General features: G+C 62.2%; 18 protein-coding genes, 1 tRNA gene and 1 pseudogene. 10 read left to right on the top strand and 10 right to left on the bottom strand.

Annotation, left to right across the window (positions count from 1 at the left end; translation table 11 throughout):
- Positions 1-69 precede the first annotated feature (69 nt).
- Both LC343_RS18795 and LC343_RS18790 read right to left on the bottom strand, forming a co-directional pair.
- Positions 70-582 carry a DUF192 domain-containing protein gene (locus LC343_RS18795; RefSeq protein WP_223478711.1) on the bottom strand — a complete coding sequence of 171 codons (513 nt, stop codon included), beginning with the start codon at positions 580-582 and terminating at the stop codon, positions 70-72.
- Between the two features lie 31 nt (positions 583-613).
- A complete protein-coding gene (locus tag LC343_RS18790) occupies positions 614-1,192 on the bottom strand; it encodes a cold-shock protein (protein ID WP_223478710.1) in 579 nt (192 codons plus the stop codon).
- 204 nt (positions 1,193-1,396) lie between these two features.
- Here LC343_RS18790 and gloA point away from each other — a divergent pair, with 204 nt between their 5' ends.
- From gloA to LC343_RS18775, 3 genes are all read left to right on the top strand, one after another.
- Positions 1,397-1,837 carry a lactoylglutathione lyase gene (gene gloA / locus LC343_RS18785; RefSeq protein WP_223478709.1) on the top strand — a complete coding sequence of 147 codons (441 nt, stop codon included), beginning with the start codon at positions 1,397-1,399 and terminating at the stop codon, positions 1,835-1,837.
- A gap of 262 nt (positions 1,838-2,099) precedes the next feature.
- Positions 2,100-3,077 carry a YcbK family protein gene (locus tag LC343_RS18780; protein ID WP_223478708.1) on the top strand — a complete coding sequence of 326 codons (978 nt, stop codon included), beginning with the start codon at positions 2,100-2,102 and terminating at the stop codon, positions 3,075-3,077.
- Positions 3,078-3,258: 181 nt separating this feature from the next.
- Positions 3,259-3,334, top strand: a tRNA-Glu gene (locus LC343_RS18775).
- Between the two features lie 467 nt (positions 3,335-3,801).
- Here LC343_RS18775 and LC343_RS18770 read toward each other — a convergent pair.
- The 4 genes and pseudogenes from LC343_RS18770 to LC343_RS18755 all read right to left on the bottom strand — a co-directional run.
- Positions 3,802-3,924 (bottom strand): annotated as a pseudogene (locus LC343_RS18770) (transposase); the annotation flags it as partial.
- A 37-nt stretch (positions 3,925-3,961) separates the two neighbouring features.
- The gene (locus LC343_RS18765; protein WP_223478707.1) at positions 3,962-5,113 is read right to left on the bottom strand and encodes an acyl-CoA dehydrogenase family protein; all 1,152 of its coding nucleotides are present in this window, start codon (positions 5,111-5,113) and stop codon (positions 3,962-3,964) included.
- Positions 5,114-5,125: 12 nt separating this feature from the next.
- Positions 5,126-7,222, bottom strand: a complete 2,097-nt coding sequence (locus tag LC343_RS18760; protein ID WP_223478706.1) for an acetate--CoA ligase family protein — start codon at positions 7,220-7,222, stop codon at positions 5,126-5,128.
- A gap of 84 nt (positions 7,223-7,306) precedes the next feature.
- Positions 7,307-8,149 (bottom strand): p-hydroxycinnamoyl CoA hydratase/lyase, encoded by an 843-nt coding sequence (locus LC343_RS18755; RefSeq protein WP_223478705.1) that lies wholly within the window; start codon positions 8,147-8,149, stop codon positions 7,307-7,309.
- 305 nt (positions 8,150-8,454) lie between these two features.
- On the opposite strand from LC343_RS18755, the gene LC343_RS18750 reads away from it, so the two are divergent.
- From LC343_RS18750 to LC343_RS18740, 3 genes are read left to right on the top strand one after another with little or no spacing between them, the layout of a single operon-like run.
- The gene (locus LC343_RS18750) at positions 8,455-9,339 is read left to right on the top strand and encodes a fumarylacetoacetate hydrolase family protein (protein ID WP_223478704.1); all 885 of its coding nucleotides are present in this window, start codon (positions 8,455-8,457) and stop codon (positions 9,337-9,339) included.
- Positions 9,340-9,363: 24 nt separating this feature from the next.
- Complete coding sequence (locus LC343_RS18745) at positions 9,364-10,329, top strand: cupin domain-containing protein (RefSeq protein WP_223478703.1); 966 nt, start codon at positions 9,364-9,366, stop codon at positions 10,327-10,329.
- Complete coding sequence (locus LC343_RS18740; protein ID WP_223478702.1) at positions 10,330-11,529, top strand: FAD-dependent monooxygenase; 1,200 nt, start codon at positions 10,330-10,332, stop codon at positions 11,527-11,529.
- A gap of 22 nt (positions 11,530-11,551) precedes the next feature.
- On the opposite strand, the gene LC343_RS18735 is transcribed toward LC343_RS18740, so the two are convergent.
- Positions 11,552-12,502, bottom strand: coding sequence for a LysR family transcriptional regulator (locus LC343_RS18735; protein ID WP_223478701.1), 951 nt, complete (start codon positions 12,500-12,502; stop codon positions 11,552-11,554).
- A gap of 63 nt (positions 12,503-12,565) precedes the next feature.
- On the opposite strand from LC343_RS18735, the gene LC343_RS18730 reads away from it, so the two are divergent.
- Positions 12,566-14,008 carry an NAD-dependent succinate-semialdehyde dehydrogenase gene (locus LC343_RS18730; protein ID WP_223478700.1) on the top strand — a complete coding sequence of 481 codons (1,443 nt, stop codon included), beginning with the start codon at positions 12,566-12,568 and terminating at the stop codon, positions 14,006-14,008.
- A gap of 21 nt (positions 14,009-14,029) precedes the next feature.
- On the opposite strand, the gene LC343_RS18725 is transcribed toward LC343_RS18730, so the two are convergent.
- On the bottom strand, positions 14,030-14,452 hold the full coding sequence (locus tag LC343_RS18725) for a MarR family winged helix-turn-helix transcriptional regulator (protein WP_223478699.1): 423 nt from the start codon (positions 14,450-14,452) through the stop codon (positions 14,030-14,032).
- Between the two features lie 293 nt (positions 14,453-14,745).
- On the opposite strand from LC343_RS18725, the gene LC343_RS18720 reads away from it, so the two are divergent.
- From LC343_RS18720 to LC343_RS18710, 3 genes are all read left to right on the top strand, one after another.
- Positions 14,746-15,717: a Bug family tripartite tricarboxylate transporter substrate binding protein gene (locus LC343_RS18720; RefSeq protein WP_223478698.1), complete on the top strand. Its 972-nt coding sequence runs from the start codon at positions 14,746-14,748 to the stop codon at positions 15,715-15,717.
- A gap of 131 nt (positions 15,718-15,848) precedes the next feature.
- A complete protein-coding gene (locus LC343_RS18715; RefSeq protein ID WP_223478697.1) occupies positions 15,849-16,295 on the top strand; it encodes a tripartite tricarboxylate transporter TctB family protein in 447 nt (148 codons plus the stop codon).
- Entirely contained in the window at positions 16,295-17,806 is a 1,512-nt protein-coding gene (locus LC343_RS18710; RefSeq protein ID WP_223478696.1) for a tripartite tricarboxylate transporter permease, read from the top strand. The genes LC343_RS18715 and LC343_RS18710 overlap by 1 nt, the downstream gene beginning before the upstream one ends.
- Positions 17,807-17,959: 153 nt before the next feature.
- Here LC343_RS18710 and LC343_RS18705 read toward each other — a convergent pair whose 3' ends face one another.
- Both LC343_RS18705 and LC343_RS18700 read right to left on the bottom strand, forming a co-directional pair.
- Complete coding sequence (locus tag LC343_RS18705; RefSeq protein ID WP_223478695.1) at positions 17,960-18,667, bottom strand: HAD family hydrolase; 708 nt, start codon at positions 18,665-18,667, stop codon at positions 17,960-17,962.
- A 47-nt stretch (positions 18,668-18,714) separates the two neighbouring features.
- Entirely contained in the window at positions 18,715-21,117 is a 2,403-nt protein-coding gene (locus tag LC343_RS18700) for an aldehyde dehydrogenase family protein (protein WP_223478694.1), read from the bottom strand.

Here is a 21,117-nt window from a genome sequence, read left to right as displayed (position 1 = left end):
GCTACGCTCCGACACACCGCGTTTCGGCGGAAACCGTCGCATACAACGGCCAACCGGCGACGGCAACCATTACTGTCGTCCACCAGCCGAAATTGTCGGATGCACGAACAGATCTCCTGGTTTCAGGCCGTACCGCTCGCTCAACCCGGCATTGATTTCAAGAACATAGCGCACCGCTTCCTTCGACGGAACGCCCTCGACCGAAAACGGCGTCGTGTCCGCCGCGATCGAACTCAATTCGCCGTCAGGCAGGATAAACAGCATGTCCAGAGGCCGCGGCGTATTTTGCATCCAGAAAGCCACGGGGCGTGTCTTTTCGAAGACGAACAGCATGGCGCGGTCATCGGGGAAAACATCGCGGAACATCAGTCCGCGCGACCGTTCCGTCGGGCTGTCGGCCACCTCGATATCGAAAGTGGCTATCACCTTGCCGTCACGTTCCACCGTCAGCGGCGTGTCGTCGACAGGCAGCAGCATCGGCGAACCGGTCGCCGCACCCTGCGCGTGAACAATTGCCGCTGGCGCTGCAACAAGCATTGCGCCCAGCATCAGGGCGCGAAGAATGAGGAGAAATCGTTTCATGACATCCGGTCCGTTCAACCGGCGCTATTCATCAATGCGGAGATGGCATTTGTGTGCCGAGATCGGGATAAATCTCCGCCGCCATGAGACCCTTGTCGCCATTGCCGAACCGGACGATGACCACCTGTCCGGCGCGCAATTCGGTCAGACCGAAGCGGCGCAGGGTTTCCATGTGGACGAAGATGTCCTCGGTGCCCTCGCCGCGCGTGACGAAGCCAAACCCCTTTGTGCGGTTGAACCACTTCACGATCACGCGCTCGAGCCCGCTCGTCGGCGTCACGTGCACATGGGTCTTCTGTTCGGACTCGCCCGGATGCACGGCGGTGGAATTGTCCATCGACACGACATGGAAGGCCTGAAGGCCCCGGTCGCCGACGCGCGCCTCGCAGACGATGCGCGCACCTTCGAGAGCAGTCTGATACCCGTCGCGACGCAGGCAGGTCACATGCAGCATCACGTCGCCTAGACCTTCCTGGTCCGGGACGATGAAGCCGAAACCCTTGGCGACGTCGAACCACTTGATGGCGCCGGAAATCTCGAAAACGTCCGGGCTTTCGGATTGTGCGGCGACACGTCCAAGGCTAGCTGCCGATGATCCTTTTTCCCCCATGAGTAGCGCTTTTGTCCCGATAACCGACACTGATTCTCTTTTTGGAGGATAGCATCGGCAGGTCCGATCACCACAAGGCAGAAACTTGGTTTTTCACACATCGTTACGTTTTTTCGGTTCCGTCCGCGCGAACCGGGCACTTCCTCCCCTTGCGCCGAGCGATACGGACACTACAAAACCGGACGGAAAACGGAGACAAACACAATGCGCTATCTGCACACCATGGTTCGCGTGCGCGACATCGACGAGTCGCTAGACTTCTATTGCAACAAGCTCGGCCTTGTCGAAGTGCGCCGCATCGAAAACGAGGGCGGACGGTTCACGCTGATCTTTCTCGCCGCGCCCGACGACAGGCAGGCGGCAGAAACCTCGGGAGCCCCGATGGTGGAACTGACCTACAATTGGGACCCGGAAGACTACGAGGGCGGGCGCAATTTCGGCCACCTCGCCTATGCCGTCGACAACATTTACGAGACTTGCGAGAAACTCGCCAAAAGCGGCGTCACGATCAACCGGCCGCCGCGCGATGGCCACATGGCCTTTGTCCGCTCGCCCGACGGCATCTCGATCGAGCTGCTGCAGAAGGGCGACGCGCTGGAGAAGGCAGAGCCCTGGGCATCGATGGAAAACACCGGATCCTGGTAGGTTTCGACCGGTTTTTCGCGACAAATCACGTTTTGGCCCGATTTGCCGTCTAGCGGCAGATGGCGGGCTAAGGCGTGCATTTGTAGAATCATGCGGTATTCGGGTAACCTTCCATTTACCGCGATGGTGGCTTACAAGCTACATCGCACGCGTTTTGGGGACACAAGGCGGGACATTGACCGGCAACACAGCTTACAGCCTTACCGGCAGGCGCCTTCGTTGGCTGGCCATTCTGGTTGCGGCCACGAGCCTGAGCGGGTGCATGGCATCGGCGCTCGACCCGTCCGCGATCAGCACGTCACAGGCCGGCCAGGGTTTCTCCTTCACAGACGAAGCGGCATTTTCGGGCATGGATGCCGAGGGTGCATTAGCGGCCACCCCGCCGGCAGCGCTTGGAGATGAAGAGTCCACGACGGTTGCGGCTTATGCCGGTGACGAGCCGCTGACGACGGGATCGACGACCGCCGTTCCGGCAACGGCCAACAACGAATTTCCCGCCGCGCCCGGCGGAAGCGACGACAATCTGGATGCCGCGACGGCGCGGATTTATTCCGCTGCCGGACCGCAGATCGACACGACACCTCGGCCACCGGTATCCGGCATAGCCAAGCGCACCGGCGCCCTCCTCTCGCTGTTTTCCAATCGCAACGGCAGCGCCCGCAAAGCGGTCGTGCCGCCCGCACCGGTTTCACAGAACGGCGCCACCGCCGAACTCTGGAGCGCTCCGGACAAGAAAGCCCGTCCGCTCATCGCGAGCGCCAGCGCCGGAGCATTGCCCGGCGTCGACCGTGACCGCGCGCTCGGCCTCAACAATTCTGCAGGCGCATCCGCCGACAAGAACGACAAGCCAATTCGCGTCGCATCGGCCGCCGGCCTCGCGCGGCTCGCTCCGAATGGCTTGCGTGTCCAGCACGACAAGGTGGATATCAGTTGCCTGAAGCCTGCCCTCGTCCGGGTGCTCAAGCAGGTAGAGGGCCATTACGGCCGCAGCGTCGTGGTTACTTCGGGCTTCCGTTCGCCTTCGCGCAACAAGAAAGCCAGCGGCGCGTCGAACTCGTTGCACATGTACTGTTCGGCCGCCGATATCCAGATCGAAGGCGTGAGCAAGACCGAGTTGGCGTCCTATCTTCGCGACATGCCGGGGCGCGGCGGCGTGGGCACCTATTGCCACACGCAATCCGTCCATATCGATATCGGCCCGAAGCGCGACTGGAACTGGCGCTGCCGTCGCCGCAAATAGCCGCAACTCCCTGATTTCCTGAATTTTTCCACACGTTCTCGCTTGGCTTGCGGTGCGGGAAAACCGTCATGAGCCACGCGAAATCAGACCTTCATCCGCTTGTGGCAAAAAATCATGAAAAGGCGCGGCAATCGGGCTTGCGGACCGCGAAGAATGTTTCTATAGACCCGTGACCTGATCCGCGCCCATCGTCTAGCGGTCTAGGACGCCGCCCTTTCACGGCGGAAACACGGGTTCGAGTCCCGTTGGGCGTGCCAGTTTTCTCAACAGATTTCTGAATTGGCTTTTTCGCTGTCCGGTCTTTGTTCGGTACCGGATAAAGCGCCCATATTCCTTCGGTTCGGATGTTTGTCAGCCGCGGCTCGAATCCGGGTTCGCCGGCCAAGCGCCCCTTGCGAAATTGCGTTTCCAATTTCGCCTTCAGACTGCTTCGAATTATCCGCGAATTAGCCGGTGCGCCTCCAAACTGAGACGACAACTCGGCCCCGAATCCGCTTTTGAATTTCGAAAAATCTCTGTTCCGGAATTCCAGAGTGACAGTTTGCAAAGACCCCATCGGCAAAGCATCGCCGAATCGCGATGCTCACATGGTCATTCATGTCGTGAAGAATAAGTGCTCTCAGCGCGTAGCGACGATGCTACGCTGGGCCTGCCAATCTGACAGCAGTGGATTCTGGCGGGGTCCCTTGGCGGTCTTTGCCGTCATTCGCCGTCAAGGCTTCCGCGCATGGAGCGAGTGGCGGCTCACGCCGAGCCGCTTCGAAACCTCCGCGACTGAATAGCGGCGCTCAGTTGTCTGCGCCACTGCATCGCGGCTCAAGCCGTCACTGAAATTGCCGATCCCCATCACGGCCTCCTTGCCTCAGAACAAGGGAAGAAGGCGTTCACTTCGACTTAAGACCCATCAGAGCCGCAATCAGATTGCGCAAGGTCTCCGATGTCCCCGCAGCGATCGTAGCACTGCGCGCGTCGCGATAATGGCGCTCCATGGCGTATTCTCGGCTCAGCCCGTAGGCGCCCATCAGCTGCACCCCTTCGGCCGCCACTTTCACGTAGGTTTCAGAGGCAAAAAGCTTGGCCTCCGATATCTCGCGCAGCGCGTTCGCCCCGGAGCCCGACAACCAGATCGCCCGTAACGTCAGCATCCTGGCGGCGTCGACCTGCGTTTGCATGTCCGCGATACGGTGGGCGATTGCCTGGAATGTGCCGATCGGCCGGCCGAACTGCACGCGTTCTTTCACATAGGCGGTGACGAGATCGACCACGCCTTGCGCTCCGCCGCAACTCGATGCCGCCGAAACCGCGCGTTCGTATTGCAGGCCCGACATCAGGCATTGCCAGCCATGTCCCTCGCCGCCGATCAGGTTTTCGGCGGGCACCAGCGCGTCGGTGAAGAAGACCTCGTAGGTACCGCTGCACCGGCGCCCGAGCATGTCGAGCTTGCGCAGCCTGACGCCCGGCGCCTTGCTGTCGATCAGGAAAAGCGAAACTCCCTCCCGGTGCGAAACCGTTCGGTCGGTTTTCAGATAGACGCTGAGCATAGCGTCCTTCAGGCCTGCTCCGGTGACCCAGAGCTTCTGTCCGTTAATGCGGTAGTGGTCGCCCTCGCGAACGGCGTGGGTGGTCATCGCTGTCGCGTCCGATCCCGCGCCGGGCTCGGAAATGCCGATCAGCATCTTCTGCTCCCCGCTCAGAATCTTCGGCAACCAGTGTTGTTTCTGCGCCTCGGTGCCGTTGCGCAGGATGTTCAGTCCGCAGAAAATCGCGCTCGAATAGGGCATGCAGAGATCGCTGCTGTGCTTCGAGATTTCCTCGACGAGCAGAGCCACGTCGGAAGCATCGCCGCCGAGCCCGCCATACTCTTCGGGAAAGGGCAACTGGATCAGACCCGCTTCGGCCCATTTACTGTAGAGCTCCTCGGGATAGCTGCGTTCCGCATCCCAATGTCCGATTTCCTCGGCGGACGCATGGCGCTGCATGATCGTGGCCACCGTCTCGACGAGCATCTTCTGTTCGTCGGAGATCGCAAAATCCATTATATTCTTTCCCTATTCCACGCGAACAAGCGCATCGAGAGCGCGCGTTCCCTCGCCCGCGCCATAGACCAGGAGCGGGTTGATCTCGACTTCGGCCACCCGCGGATATCGCGCGACGAAGTCTCCCAATCCGCAGACGGCTTGCGCGACCGCTTCCAGGTCACATACGGCACTGCCGCGATAGCCTTGCAGAAGCTGTGCGCCCTTCAACCGGTCTAGCGCTTCAATCACTTGCGCCTTCGTGCTGGTTGCCGGCAACAACTTCAGATCCTTGAACAGTTCCGTGTAAACGCCGCCGAGACCGACGAGAACGACCGGGCCCCATTGCGGGTCGTTACGCGCGCCAACGATGAGTTCGACGCCCTTTCTCGCCATTCTCTCGACAAGAACGCCCTCGACCGGAGCATCGGGTGCGTTACGCGCCAGATTGTCCATCATGCGTTGCCAGCCAGCGCGCAGCGCCGCCTCGTCGGCAAGTCCGAGAACCACCCCGCCGACATCGCTCTTGTGCGGCAGATGCGCGGAATGCACCTTGATGACGACGGGATAGCCGAGCGCCTCCGCGGCGAGGACGCCCTCGTCGGCGGTCTGCGCTATGCGAAACTCGGGAACGGGAAGGCCGGCGCCACGCAGCAATTCCTTCGACTCCGCCTCGGACAACATGCCCTGCCTGACGCCAAAATCCGGAGCGGGCGACGGCAGTGCGCGATCATCGCGCTGCGGCTCTGCAGCCAACAGCACCGAAATGGCGCGCACTGCCCGCTCGGGAGAACGGTAGAACGGAATGCCGAGTGACCTGAGTTCGGCAATGTAATCGCTGCCGATATCGGCATCGTCGCCGACCATCGAAAAGATAATTGGCTTCGATCGCTCGTGGCGGCGCAGGATATCGATGAGCGGGGGCATCTTGCGCTCCGCCATCGCCCGGCTCGTCAGGCTGATCGCAAGCATTGCCACGCCGACCCGCTCGTCGGCGCCGATCGCGTCGAGCGACTGGCGGTAGATATCGGGATTGGTCATCGCCTGCGCGGTCAGATCCAGCGGATTGGCTGGCTGTATGAAGCCCGGAGCCATGGCGGCCAACCGCTCGGCGACCACACCCTCGGGGGACGGCAACGGAACGCCCTGCTCCTCGCAATAGTCCAGTAGATGCGCACTGAGCGCACCGGACTCGCCGATCACGCTCAGGCCCGATCCGGACGGAAAACCGAAGCGCTGAACGAACTCGGTGACGTCGATAAGCTGTTCAAGCGTGTCGACGACGGTCACGCCCTTGCCGCGCGCCATCGCGCGCATGACCTCGTTGTCGCCTGCCATCGCGCCTGTATGGGTTTTCGCGGCTTCGCGGGCCGCGACGGACTTGCCCGGATGAAGAAGAATGATCGGCTTGCCGATCTCGCGCGCCCGGCCGGCGAGTTCGAGAAAACGCCGCGCGTCGCGCAACTGTTCGCCGATCATCGCAATCACGCGGGTGCTTGCGTCATCCAGCAGGAATTCGAGGAAGTCCTCGATCCCGTTGGCGGCCTCGTTTCCGGTCGATATCGCATAGCTGACAGCCAGGTTGCGGCCATGAAAGGCGCCGCGCACGACCACGGCCATCGCCCCGCTCTGCGAGACGATACCAATACCAGGCGCCGTGACCGGAACGAGGTCGGTCGCGCTGAAGGTGAGCGGAATGCCATCGACGAAATTCATCATGCCGAGGCAGTTCGGCCCCTCGACCGCCATATTCGCATCGCGGGCGATACTGCGGATCTCGTCCTGTGCGGCGCGCCCTTCCTCGCCCAGTTCCGCGAAGCCCGCGGAAAAAACGATGACGCCGCCGACCTTGCGCGCCGCGCAATCACGCACGGCCTGCAGCACGGCGGCAGCCGGAATCGCGAGCACGACACAATCGACGTTCTCGGGCAGCTCGGCCAATGACGGTACCGCCTTCCGTCCTTCGATTTCGGATGCCTTCGGATGAACGACGTGGACCGCACCAGCAAACTTTGCGCGTGCCAGATTGTCGAGAACGCTGTTCGCCAACGCCTTCCGGGTCGCCGACGCGCCAACGACCGCAACGGATCGCGGCCTGAGCAGCCGCTCGATTGGGGCTCGTCTATCCATGAGCTTTCTCCCTGAATCCGACCTCTGAGGGCAAATCACCCGACCGCCAAGCCCCGCTTAACCTGCGGGGCCCGGCCACCCGGATCACGAACGCGAATACGCGCCCAGGCCGGGTTTGTAGGTCTTGTCATCGAGGAACTGCTTGATGCCCTCGGTGCGGCCTTTCTCCGGATCCATAAAGGTCGTCTGGTCGCCCTTGGCCATCAGATATTCACCCGCTTCCTCCCACGACATCTCCTGGATGTAGCGATAGGACAGTTTGGTATTGCGCAGCACCAGCGGATTCTTGCCCAAAAGCACCTTGGCCAACTCTCTGGTCCGCTCCGTCAGCCGGTCGGCCGGAACGGCTTCGTTCACAAGCCCGAGTTCCGCAGCCTTGGCGCCTTTGAATGTCTCGCCGGTCATCATGTAGTAGAGCGCCTGACGGTCGTTCACCAGCGTCTGCACCGCTTTCGGCACCACCCCGCCCGGGATGATCCCCCAGTTGACCTCCGACAGGCCGAAAACCGCATCTTCGGACGCGATGGCGAGATCGCAGCAGATCAGCGGCGTGAACGCCCCGCCGAAACACCAGCCATTGACCATGGCGATGGTCGGCTTTCCGTACATCATCAGCCGCCGCCACTGCCAGTCGCGGTTCACGCGGTAGGCCCGCTTGCGATGAAGATCCGACATGCCGTCGGTTTCACGGAAGAACCCCTTCAAATCCATGCCAGCGGAGAAAGCTTCGCCCTCGCCGGTCAGGACAAAGACGCCGCAACGCTCGTCCAGCTCCAGCGCGTCCATGACCTCGTTCATCTCATAGCCGAGTTCCAGGCTCATCGCGTTGCGTTTTTCGGGCCGGTTCAGCCGGACCCACGCGATACCATCCTCGAATTCCACCGTGACGTTCTTGCCGCCCGGAACACCTTCCGCAGTCTTTGCCATGCGTCTCTCCCTATGGGTGATATAATCAGATATGCTGCTATTTTCTCAGTTTAGCTGATAATATGCATAATGCCGCGCCACCCTGCGTGTCAAGCGCGGCTGTGAAATTCGAACGAACGTACGGAATGCGGCGTTTCTTATTGGAATAGAACGATTATTTCCAATGGAACGGCTTTCCAATCCATCCCGATGTGCGATGGGATCAATCTCCATTCCATCTATTTTTACGATGCGCTCTGCCTCCTAATCTCTCGCAACCGTGCGAGCCGATGGTTTGCCGATACATGCAAGGAGACAGGACAGACATGAAAATTGCGCGATTTGACGGAGGCAGGATCGGAATTGTCACCGAGGCCGGGATTACCGACGTGACCGACTTGGCCGGCGTAGAGTCCGGAGAATGGCCGCCGGTTGGACCGCTTCGCATGATTGCGGAATTCGATCGCCTGCGCGGCCCCCTCGAGGAGGCCGTCGCGAGCCGCCCGGCCAAGTCACTGGACGAGGTCAGGCTCGAGACACCGGTCCCCTGGCCCAACAAGCTGATCGCCTATCCGGTCAATTATCACGATCACGCCCGCGAGATGACCTCAACCGGGCTCGCCAATATTCAGGGTTTCTTCCTGAAGGCAAATTCCTCGATCATCGGTCCGGCCGATGCCATCGAAACGCCCAACATCGATGGGCGCGAATTCCACCACGAATGCGAGATCGGCCTGGTCATCGGCAAGGAATGCCGCGGTATTCCGGTCGAGGAAGCGATGGATCACGTCTTCGGCTTCGCCTGCCTGATGGACATCACCGTTCGCGGCAAGGAGGAGCGCGTAATGCGCAAGTCCTACGACACGTTCACGCCGATCGGCCCGTGGATTGTGACCCGCGACGAGATCGCCGATCCGTCCGACATCGAGATGCGGCTGTGGGTGAACGATGAATTGCGCCAGCACGCCAACAGCCGCGACCTGATCGTTGACATGCCGAACATGGTGGCGATCGCCGCTTCCGCCATGACGCTGTATCCCGGCGACATCATCGCCACCGGTACGCCCGCAGGCGTCGGGCCGATCAATCCCGGCGACACGGTGACCATCGATGTGGCCGGTGTCGGTCGGATGTCCCTGCCCGTGATCGCAGGCAGGTACGGCGCGAACGTGGTTTTCGACAAGCCTTATGAATTCAAGCGCGGCGCCTGAGCTCAAACAATACGGAGAGACACGATGAACACGACCGAGAAAATCAACGCCGCCAAGGGACTGGATGACCTCTACCCTGTCTTCAACGAGGCCCGATACACCGCCGGCTGGCACAAGAAGCGCCGCTCGCTGTGGAAAGAGCCTGCAACGGAGTTCACGCCACGGCACTGGTCCTATGCCGAAGCCTATGCGGCGCTGGAGAAGGCCAGCCAGTGGATCGACACCGAGCTGGCCGAACGCCGCAACCTGCTGATGTTCAATCCGGTGGGCGACAACGACTACGACACGGTCCGGACGCTGGTGAGCGCCTACCAGATGATCAAGCCCAACGAACATGCCCGCGCTCACCGCCACACGCCGAATGCGCTCCGCCTGGTGCTGGATGCCGGCCCCGGCCTCTTTACCGTCGTCAACGGCGTGAAAATTCCGATGATCCCCGGCGACGTGCTGCTTACGCCCGGCGGCTGCTGGCACAGCCATTACAACGAAGGCGCCGATACCGCCTGCTGGATCGACTTCCTCGACGTGCCGCTGGTGCATCGGCTTGAGCCGATGTTCTACGAAGAGCATCCCGACGTTTATCAAACGGTCGCAGAAGAGCCCGTGGCCCATCCCTACTGGTTCAAGCGCGCAGATATCGACGCCGCCCTGGACGAGGCGGCCCCGGACGAGAACGGCGTGTGCCGCCACCTGCTCGCTTCGGCCGAACACATGCTGACCATGGATCTGACCTGCATCCGCATGCCGGCCGGCGCACGGATCGGGCCACAGCGCGACACCGCCAGCCGGATCTTCGCGGTCACCAAGGGGGCCGGCACTTTCGCCAGTGGCGACCAGAGCTTCGCTTTCAAGCGTGGCGACGTCTTCGCGGCGCCCGGCTGGGCGCGCCACGAGATTACGGCCGCCGAAGATTGCGACCTTTTCGAAGTCAACGACCGGCCGGCGCTCGACAAGCTCGGCTTCTACATCCGCGAAGCCTGGGAGGGCTGAATGAACAGCAAGACGAAAGTCATCATCGCCGGCGGCGGAATCGGCGGCACCGCTGCCGCTCTTTCGCTTCTCAATCGGGGATTCGACGTCGAGGTCTACGAACAGGCGCCCGAGCTCGGAGAGGTCGGAGCCGGCGTGCAAATCAGCCCCAACGGCAATCGCGCGCTCGACCATCTCGGCGTCTTCAACGATCTGGCCCGGTTGTCGTCGGATGCCGACGACAAGGTAATCCGGCTGTGGGATGCCGGCACGACCTGGGAAATGTTCGACCTCGGCACCGAGGCGCTGCACCGGTACGGCTACCCCTATCTAACCGTCTACCGGCCCGACCTGCTGCAGGTTCTGATTGATGCGGTGCGCCGCAAGAAACCCGACGCGATCCACCTCGACAAAAAATGTGTCGGATTCACCCAGGATGCGGAATCGGTAACGCTGAACTTCGCTGACGGGAGCAGCGCCAGTGGCGACATCCTGATCGGCGCCGACGGCGTTCATTCCGTCATTCGCAACGGCCTCTTCGGCAGCGAGCCGGCGAAGTTCTCGGGCATGCTGGCCTGGCGCGGCGTTATCCCGCTCGACCGGTTGCCTGAAGAGATGAGCCGGCCACGCGCCACTGTCTGGGTCGGCCCGAACGGCCATGTGGTGCACTATCCCCTTCGCGGCGGCAAGCTGATGAACGTGGTCGCCACCGCAGAGCGCGATGACTGGCAGGTCGAATCCTGGACTACGGAAGGATCGAAAGAAGAATTCCGCAACGACTTCGCCGGATGGCATCCGGATGTTCAGAAGCTGATCGAGGCGGCGCCTTCCCAATTCAAATGGGCCCTGATGGTCAGGCCGCCGCTCCAGACCTGGGCCGAAGGCCGCGTGGCCCTGTTGGGCGACGCCTGTCATCCGACCCTGCCGCTGCTCGCCCAAGGCGCGGTCATGGCGGTGGAGGATTCGGTGATCCTCGGCCGATGCCTGGAACAATACGCCGATGATCCCGTGAAGGCATTGAGCCAGTACGAGAAGACCCGGAGTCCGATCGCCAACCGCAAGGTACAAGGCGCAAACGACAACATCCGGCGTTTCCACAATGCCGCATTCAAGACAAGCGAAACGGCGAAGCAATTCATCGACAGCGAATGGAGCCGTGAAGCGATCATCGCGCGCTACGACTGGATATTTCGCGACGACGTCACCACGACGGAAATCTGAATCTGCCGGCGGGTACGAAGGATCAGGAGGGTTTCGAAACCAGAAACCTTCCCTTCCAGTATCCGCCGTCCATCAGCGCATGCAGCTGTTCAAGCACAAGATTCCGTACCACCCTCACCGCCCGGTTGGCATCGTGATGCCTTGCCTCTCCAAGCGCCAGCGTCCAGGTCAGCCGCGGCGTGGTTTCGAACACTTCGAGCGTCCCGTCCGCCAGTTCCTCATACACTCCGGCATAGCTGAAAAGCGTGCACCCCAGCCCGGCCGCGACCATCGCCTTCGTGGCACGGATGCCGTCCACCTCGAACGCCAGGTCGAGCTTCAGCCGCCGCTCGATCGCCTTGCGCTCGATCAGGCTGCGAATGCTGTGACTCTTGGTCGGCAGGATGAGCGGGATTTTCGGCAGGTCAGAAAACCTTACAGGCGCCCCTTCCTTCAGAATCGGAAACGCCTCGCGCATTCTTTGGGAAGCGATGAGGTAGATCGGTTCCCGTACAAGCGGCGTGACGCGAATGTCGGAGCGCTCTTCCGGCTCGTAGAGCAAGGCGATATCGACCTCGCCCGATACCACCCATTTGTGGATCGCGCCGCTGAATCCCTCCCACATGCGCAACCTTACCTGCGGGTAGCGTTCGCTCAATGCCTTGGCGATCAGCGGAGCGAGGACCTGAGCGGTCGTCGGCGGCAATGCCAGCGTCACCTCGCCGCGAGGTTCGTCAGAGTGCTCGAACATCTCCGTTCTAACCGCATCGATCTCGGCAAAGATGCGCGACGAGCGTTCCTGCAGCAGCACCCCGTGCTCGGTCAGCCGAACGCCGCGTCCGTCGCGCCGAACCAGTTCAGTGCCGAGATCGGATTCCAGCCGCGCCACGCGGCGGCTCAATGCAGATTGCGCGACCCTGTGTTCGGTCGAAGCTCGGGAAAACCCGCCCGCTTCGGCCACCCAGACAAATGCTCTGAGGTCTTCGATGTTCATGGTCGGAGCCCGTTTCCCGGTCGTTGATCGGATTTGCAGACAAAGGAAAGAAGGAAGAGTTTCATGTCAAATGACTACCCGGCACCCGGCCTGTTCATTGCCGGCGAATGGATTCGTTCCGGTCGGCCAGAGGCGCTCCCGGTTCTCAATCCGGCGACCGAGGAGCAGATCGGGTTGCTGCCCGTCGCGACGACCGACGACCTTTCGCGCGCCGTTGCCTCGACCCGACGCGGCTTTGAGGCGTGGTCGCGCGTTTCGGGCTTCGACAGGGGGCAAGTCCTGAGAAAAGCGGCCGCGCTGATGCGCGAGCGCGCGGAATCGATCGCGCGCGCCATGACGCTGGAGCACGGCAAGCCGCTGACGGAAGCCCGGCAGGAGGCCAATGCCGCAGCCGACATCATCGAATGGTTCGCCGAGGAAGCCCGCCGCACCTATGGACGACAAATTCCCGCGCGTCTCCCCGGCGTTATGCAGGTCGTGTTCAAGCAGCCGATCGGCCCGGTCGCGGCTTTCTCGCCATGGAACTTCCCGATCAACCAGGCGACCCGCAAGATCGCCGCGGCAGTCGCCGCCGGCTGTTCCATCATACTGAAGGGACCGGAAGAAACACCGGCAAGCTGCTGCGGGCTTGTCGCCGCCTTCATCGACGCCGGGTTGCCGCCGGATGTGGTCAACCTCGTGTTCGGCCACCCCGCCGAGATCTCGGAATATCTGATCGCCCACCCGGTAATCCGCAAGATTTCGTTCACCGGCTCCACCGCCGTGGGGCGCCGGTTGTCGGAAATCGCGGGCCGCCACCTGAAACGCACGACAATGGAACTCGGCGGCCACGCCCCGGTGCTGATCTTCGCCGATGCCGATCTCGAACGCGCCGTGCAGGTTCTCGTCGCGGCGAAGTATCGCAATGCGGGGCAGATCTGCATTTCCCCGACCCGCTTCCTCGTCGCGGCAGAGGTGATGGAGGAATTCACAGCACGCTTCGTCGCGGGGGTGAAGGCGCTGAAGGTCGGGGACGGGCTGGACGAGGGAACGCAAGTCGGACCGCTTGCCCATGACCGCCGCGTGACGGCGCTCGAAGCGCTGGTTGCGGATGCTGCGCAGAAGGGTGCGCGTGTCGAGTGCGGCGGCAACCGGCTCGGCAATCGCGGTTTTTTCTTCGCGCCGACCGTCCTGAGCGGTGTAACGCCCGCCATGCGGATCATGAACGAGGAGCCTTTCGGTCCGGTCGCGCTGCTCGCGTCCTTCAATACGGAGGAAGAGGCGCTGGCGGAGGCGAACCGACTGGATGTCGGCCTCGGCGCCTATGCCTTCACGCGATCGTCGCGCAACGCCTCGCGGGCGATCAACGGCATCGAGAGCGGCATGGTATCGGTCAACCACCAGGGCCTCGTCTTCCCCGAACTGCCATTCGGTGGGATCGGCGATTCCGGGGACGGCAAGGAAGGCGGCACCGAAGCGATGGAGCCCTATCTGATCACGCGGTTCTATACGCATCTGACGGAATGACCCGAATCCGCGCGCAGGACCTCAAGGTCCCGGCCGCTCCATCAAGGATTTCGCCACGCGGCGGAAGGCTTCCAGGTCTTCCGCCGGAGCGTCCCGGAACAGCTGTCGCTCATAGGCGTCGATGAGCGTGTCGCAACGCGCCAGCCGCTCCCGCCCTTTCTCGCTGAGGACCGCGACCAGCGCCTTCTTGTTCTCCCAGCCCGCGGCGCGCTCTATCAGACCCGCGGCTTCCAGGTCGCGCACGGTCTTGTGCATCGATTGCGGCTTGACCCGGTAGCGGCGCGCGAGCTGCGCCGACGACAGCCCGTCACTGCCTCTGATGAGGCTGAGGACCGTGTACTGGACCGAGGTGATCTCCTCCTTTGCCAACTCGGCATCCATCTGCTCGCGGACCAGATAGTAGAGACGGGCGATCAGATACACCGTGCGCGATTTTTCCGTCATGTTTTCCCGATATCCTGCCATTCGATCTGCTCTAGCATTCGCCATCCGGCGCAAGCCGGCCTGCATCGCCAGCCTTCCCTCGCCAATCTAATCCTAAGATAGATAATTTCGCAAAAACTATGCCGTTTTGCGATAGGCACTATCTCCGGCGCATCTGTTTTTCCGAAGGGAACGTTAAGGTAACAGTTTCATGTCGATCGGGAGGGCGCCAGGGTTTTCATACCCGCGAGAGGTTTGCGCCGCCGGGTCTCCGACCTTTAGCAAGATTACCGAACCCAGGGAGGAATATGAGAATGTCCATTTCAAAACTGCGCGCCATCGCGCTCGGAGCTGTCGCCGCGCTGGCGGCAACGGTGGCGTTCGCCGAGGACTATCCGTCGCACCCGATCACTCTCGTCGTGCCGTTCCAGGCCGGCGGACCGACGGATGCCGCTGGGCGCCTGATCGGCGACGCGATCTCGAGCCGGATCGGCCAGCCGGTCGTGGTGCAGAACGTCGCCGGGGCGGGCTCGACCATCGGCGCGGCGCGCGTCGCAGAGGCGGAGCCGGACGGCTACACGCTGCTTATGGCGACCTCCACCGCGATGGTCGTCGCGCCGCATATCTACAACAATCTCGGCTTCGACGGATATCGCTCCTTCGACCCGATTGGTCTCGTCACCCAGGCGCCATTCGTCCTGCTGGTGAGTACCGACTCCGACTACGAGACGCTTGGCGATCTGATGGACTACGGCCGGGCCAATCCGGACGCGTTGAACTATGCCACGCCCGGCGTCGGCACCGTCCAGCATCTCGCCATGGAAATGCTCATTGCCAAGGCCGACGTGAAAGCGGTGCACATCCCCTTCAAGGGCACCTCCGCCGCACGCACCGCCTTTCTTGGCGGAGAAGTCGACTACATGATCGAGACGCCAAACGCCGCTGTGCCGCTGATCGAATCCGGAAAGGCGCGCGCGCTTGCAGTGCTCAGTGCCGACCGGGTCGACAGCCTGGGAGACTTGCCGACGGCGAAGGAACAGGGTCTCGATGTTGAGGCACGGTCATGGTTCGCGGTCATGGCGCCGAAGGGCACGCCCGAAGACCGGATCGATACGTTGCGCGGTCTGCTCGACGAGGCTCTTGCCGATGAAGAAGTCGATGCAAAGATGAAAGCTTCTGGTTTCGTGCCGTCGCCGACGCCGACTGCCGAATTCGAATCGATGCTCGAAACCGAGTACAACAACTTCAAAACAGTTGTGGAATCGGCCGGCATCACGCTGCAATAACGTCATAGCGCCCACCGCGTGGACAAACGGGGCCATGGTCAGACCATAGCCCCGTCGTCTATCCGCTTCGCATGCCGACACCGCCGCGTTGCAGATCCGCGGCGGGGGGATGGTAACTGAAAGGCGTCGGGATGAAACGCATACTTGAAACAGACGTGCTCGGCGGAATAGTCCTGATCGCGGTCGCCGTCCTTGCAGCCATTGCTCTTCAGGATCTTCCGATTGGAACGGCAAGGCGGATGGGCCCGGCTTTCTTTCCGCTGGCGATGTGCGTCATCGTGGGACTTTTCGGCATCGGTCAACTCGCCATGGCGCTGACCCGCCGGGGTAGCGCGGTCTCGTTCTCCGCGCGCAAGGCCGGGACGATCCTCGCCGGGCTGGCCGTCTTTGCCTTATTGATCGGCAGGCTCGGCCTTGTCCCGGCCATGGTCGCCCTGGTTCTGACCGTATCCTTCGCAGACAAGACGACCAAACCATCGCAGATGCTGCTGTTGTCGATGGCGCTCAGTGCGGTCTCAATCGCGCTCTTTCGGTACGGCCTCGGTCTGCAGCTTTCTCTTTTCAAATGGGACCTGTGATGGACCTGCTGCAAAATTTTGCACTCGGCCTCAGCGTCGCGCTGGATCCGGTCAATCTGCTGTACTGTCTCATCGGTGTATTCGCCGGCATGTTCGTCGGCGTGATACCGGGTATCGGTCCGATGACCGCAATCTCCGTGCTGTTTCCCCTCACCTTCTACCTGCCGCCAACGACTGCGATGATCATGCTGGCAGGGATTTGGTACGGCACGACCTATGGCGGCAGTGTCGCCTCTATCCTTCTGAACATACCGGGCACGGCCTCCAACGCCGTCACCTGCCTCGACGGCCATCCGATGGCGAAATCCGGCAGGGCTAGCGTGGCGCTGCTGTTCACCGCCGTTTCGTCCTTTGTCGGCGGGACGCTGGGCACGTTGCTGTTGATGTTCTTCGCGCCCTTCATCGCCGATGTGGCACTCAGTTTTGGCTCAGCGGAGTATTTCGCGCTGATGCTCCTCGGAATCGTCGCGGCCTCGACGATTTCGGAAGGTTCGGCCAGCAAGGGACTGGCCGCGGTGGCGCTCGGCATCCTCATCGGCTGCGTCGGGCTCGATATATACACGGGCGCGCCAAGGCTCACCTTCGGCCGGCTCGAACTCGCCGAGGGTGTCGGCCTGATCCCCTTCGCCATGGGCGTGTTCGGCGTCGCCGAAGTCATCGCCAGCATCGGCAATGTCCGCGAAGCGCGCCTCAACAGCAGTACGGTGGGCTTCCGACACATGAAACCGACACGGGACGAGATGCGGCGCTCCTGGAAGCCGATGCTTCGCGGTTCCGGTATCGGCGCGTTTTTCGGCACCTTGCCGGGTACCGGTCCGATCGTGGCTGCCTTCATGGCCTACGCGATCGAGAAGCGTGTCTCCAAGACGCCAGAGCGGTTCGGCAAGGGAGCAGTCGAAGGGCTGGCCGCGCCGGAGGCCTCGAACAACTCAGCCGATATGACAGCATTCATTCCGACGCTTGCCCTGGGCATTCCCGGCAGCCCGACCATGGCACTGATGCTGGGCGCGCTGATCATCCACGGCATCACGCCCGGCCCAAGCCTGATGACGGACGAGCCGGAAGTCGTCTGGGCGCTCGTGCTGAGTTTCTGGGTCGGCAATCTGATCCTGCTGGTGATGAACATTCCGTTGATCGGGCTTTGGGTGCGCATGCTGACCATCCCGTATCGCTGGCTTTTTCCGACCATTCTGGCATTCATCTGCCTGGGAACCTATGCGGTGAACACCAGCAGCTTCGACGTCTGGCTCGTGCTCGTTTTCGGGCTTATCGGCTACGGAATGCGCCAACTGGGTTTCCCCATTGCGCCGATGCTGCTTGGATTCGTGCTGGGCCCGATGATGGAAGAACAGTTCAGACGCGCCATGCTGCTTTCGCGTGGCGACCTCATGGTCTTCGCAGAGCGCCCGATCAGCGCCACCGTGCTGGCGATAACGGCGGCAATCCTCGCCTGGAGTGTCTGGAGCGCCCTGAAACGTTCGAAGCCGCTGGCAGATGAGCAACCTGAGTAGTGGCGCGCTGGTTCGGATAAATCTCGCAACCTCGAAACAGCCGAACATCCTTGCCGCCGCATCAAGACCCTCGGCGAGCAGACGCAGACGGCCGACCCGTTGGACGAGATTGAAGAGTAATCGCAAGGTCCGGTTTGACCGGGGTGTCTTTGCCTATTCGGGTAGCTCGTCCGCCCATTCGAGCACGTAGTCGAGCAAAGCGGCATGGGTGTCGACGATCACCTCTGCACCGGCATGTAGCAGCGTTTCGGCTGCCCTGTCGCGCATTGCCTCGAAATGCGAGCCGCCTGTGAACCCTGCGACCTGCATTCCGGCCGCCAATGCACCGCGCGTGCCGTGCGGCGCGTCTTCGACCACAAGGCAATCCGACGCCGCAACACCGATCTGCTCGGCCGTGTAAATGAAAATATCGGGCGCGGGCTTGCCGCGCGCGACCAGTTCGGCGCTAAAAGCGCGGCCGTCGAAGCGCTCGGTCAGTCCGGTACATTCCAGCCCGACATTGAGCCGTTCGACCGCGCCCCCCGTTGCGATCGCGTAGGGTATGCCCGCCTCATCCAGCCCGGAAAGCGTGACGGCCGCGCCGGGAACGAGTTGCAGTTCCTTGCGGTAACGGCCGTATAATCGCTCATGCCAATCGGCCCGGAAGCTGTCGGGACAAGGTCGCCCCGTCCGCTCCGTTATGAACGCCATGTGATCGGCGACGGAACTGCCGAGAAACCGCGCCCTCGTCTCGGCAAGGTCGATCTCGACGCCGTAGGCGCCGATGCAGTTCCGCAATTCCTCGAGCGCGATATTCTCGCTGTCGATCAGAACGCCGTCGAAATCGAAGATAACGAGACGCTTCATGGTGTCGGTCATCATGCTACCGTCGCCTGCTGACGCTCGGATTTGGCTCATTCGGCCGGTTCCTATTCGCCGTAAGGCAGCCAGATGTTCTTGACCTGCGTGGCCCGGCGCAGATACTCGCGCCCCTGCCCGATCTTCGCATCGCGCCAGTCGCGCGCGATACCCTTGTCGGTCCAAGTCGCCTTCAGGTTTCCGATCGACGCCTTTTCGACCATCTCGCTTCCATCCGCCGTGCCGCAATACCATACCGCATCGACGCCATCATGCTTGGCGAGCGTGCCGGCAAGGGCGTCTCGTTCGCCGGTGACGATGTTGAATACGCCGCCCGGCACGTCCGACGTGTCGATCACCTGGTAGAGATTGGTCGCGAGCAGCGGATGGCGCTGCGACGGCACCACCACAACGCGGTTGCCCATCGCGAGGGCCGGCAGGGTCAGGGACACGAGCGACAACAACGGCATCTCGTCCGGACAGGCGATCCCCATCACGCCCCAGGGTTCGTTCATCGCGATCGTCACATGTCGCGACTGCGTGGCATGCACCGCTCCGTCAAATTTGTCGGCATAGGCCGCGTACCAGAAGATGCGCCGAATGGACCGTTCCGTCTCGTCGGCCGCCGCCTTGGCGGAGACGCCTGTCGAGAGGCTCAGGAGGTTCGAGAATTCGGCTCTCCGCGCATCCAGGTTCTCGCCGAGATAGTAGAGGATCTGCGCGCGGTTATGACCCGTGGACGCACCCCAGCCAGCGGCCTTGGACGCGGCTTCGACGGCGTTTCGGATATCCTTGCGATTGCCGAGCCCGGCCTGGCCGATCACGGCGCCGTTCTTTCCGGTCACGGCATAGGAATATCCGCTGTCGGGACGCGCCTGCTTGCCGCCCACATAGAGTTTCGGCGTGCGGTCGATCCCGTCGATGGCGACCACCTGTGCGTCCGCCGCAGTATGGCCCGACGGCTCGAACCGCTCATCGGTGCGTTTCTTTCCGCCGGCTTCCCAGTCGGCCTTGAGATATTCGTAGAGCCCTTCCCGGCCGCCCTCGCGACCGAACCCGCTTTCGCGGTAACCGCCGAACCCGGCAGCCGCGTCGAAAACGTTCGTCTCGTTGATCCAGACGATGCCCGCCTTGATCCGCGCGGCGACGTCAACGGCGAGATTGATGTTCTCCGTCCAGACAGACGCCGCCAGGCCGTACCGCGTATTGTTGGCGATCTCGACCGCCTCGTCCGGGGTCCGGAACGTCATCGTCACGGCCACCGGGCCGAAGATTTCCTCCTGGCTGACCGTCGAGGCCGGTTCGCTGCCGGTGAAGAAACCGGGCCGACAGAAGCTGCCCTTTTCCGGAATAGCGCCCTCATATTGCCAGAGCGTCGCACCCTCGGTCTCGCCAGTCTCGACCAGCGCACGAATCCGGTCGCTCTGCTCATGCGAGACCACCGCGCCGACATCCATCGTCTTGTCCAGCGGATCGCCAACGCGCAACGTGTTCATGCGCGTCTTGAGCTTGTCGAAGAAGAGTTCGGCAACGCCCTCCTGAACCAGGACGCGGGAGCCCGCGCAGCAGACTTCACCCTGGTTGAACCAGATCGCGTCGACCACGCCCTCGACCGCGGCGTCCAGATCGGAGTCCGCGAAGACGATGAACGGTGACTTGCCGCCCAGTTCCAGCGAGAGCTTCTTGCCGCTGCCCGCCGTCTGCTCCCGGATGATGCGCCCCACATCGGTGGATCCGGTGAAGGCGATCTTCGCGATTCCCGGATGCTTGCAGATTGCTGAGCCCGTCGCGCCATCGCCCTGCACGATGTTCACGACGCCATCCGGCAAGCCGATCTCGCGGCAGATTTCCGCGAAGGCGATCGCCGTGAGCGGCGTCTGCTCCGCTGGCTTCAGAACGACCGTGTTCCCGGCGGCCAGCGCCGGCGCGATCTTCCATGCGAGCATCAGAAGCGGAAAATTCCACGGAATGATCTGGCCGCACACGCCGACCGGCTCGTATCCCTCGTAATCGGTTTCCAACAGCTCGGCCCAGCCGGCATGGTGGTAGAAGTGCCGCGCGACCAGCGGGATATCGATATCGCGCGTCTCGCGGATGGTCTTGCCGTTGTCCATCGTTTCCAGCACAGCGAGGAACCGACTGTGTTTCTGGATATGGCGCGCGATGGCGTAGAGATAGCGGGCGCGGGCATGGCCGCCGAGGCCGGACCACGCGGGGAACGCCGCCGTCGCGGCCTTGACCGCCGCATCGACATCGGATGCGCTTCCAAGCGCAACGCGGGCCAGTTCCTCGTCCGAAGCGGGATTGGTCACCGCGAAGGTCGCATCCTTCTTCGCGGTGGTGAACTTGCCGCCGATAAAGTGGCCAAAACCCGTTTTCGGCATTGCCGCCAGCCACTTGGCCGCCTCGTCGCGGGACTCGGGTGCGGGACCGTAATCCATGGATTTCAAAATGTCCTTGATCTGCTGAGTCAT

The sequence above is a fragment of the Oricola indica genome (genome assembly GCF_019966595.1).
In the GTDB taxonomy this organism is placed as follows: Bacteria; Pseudomonadota; Alphaproteobacteria; order Rhizobiales; family Rhizobiaceae; genus Oricola; species Oricola indica.
Note: the sequence above shows the minus strand (reverse complement) of the source record. Positions and strands in the feature narration are given on the sequence as shown.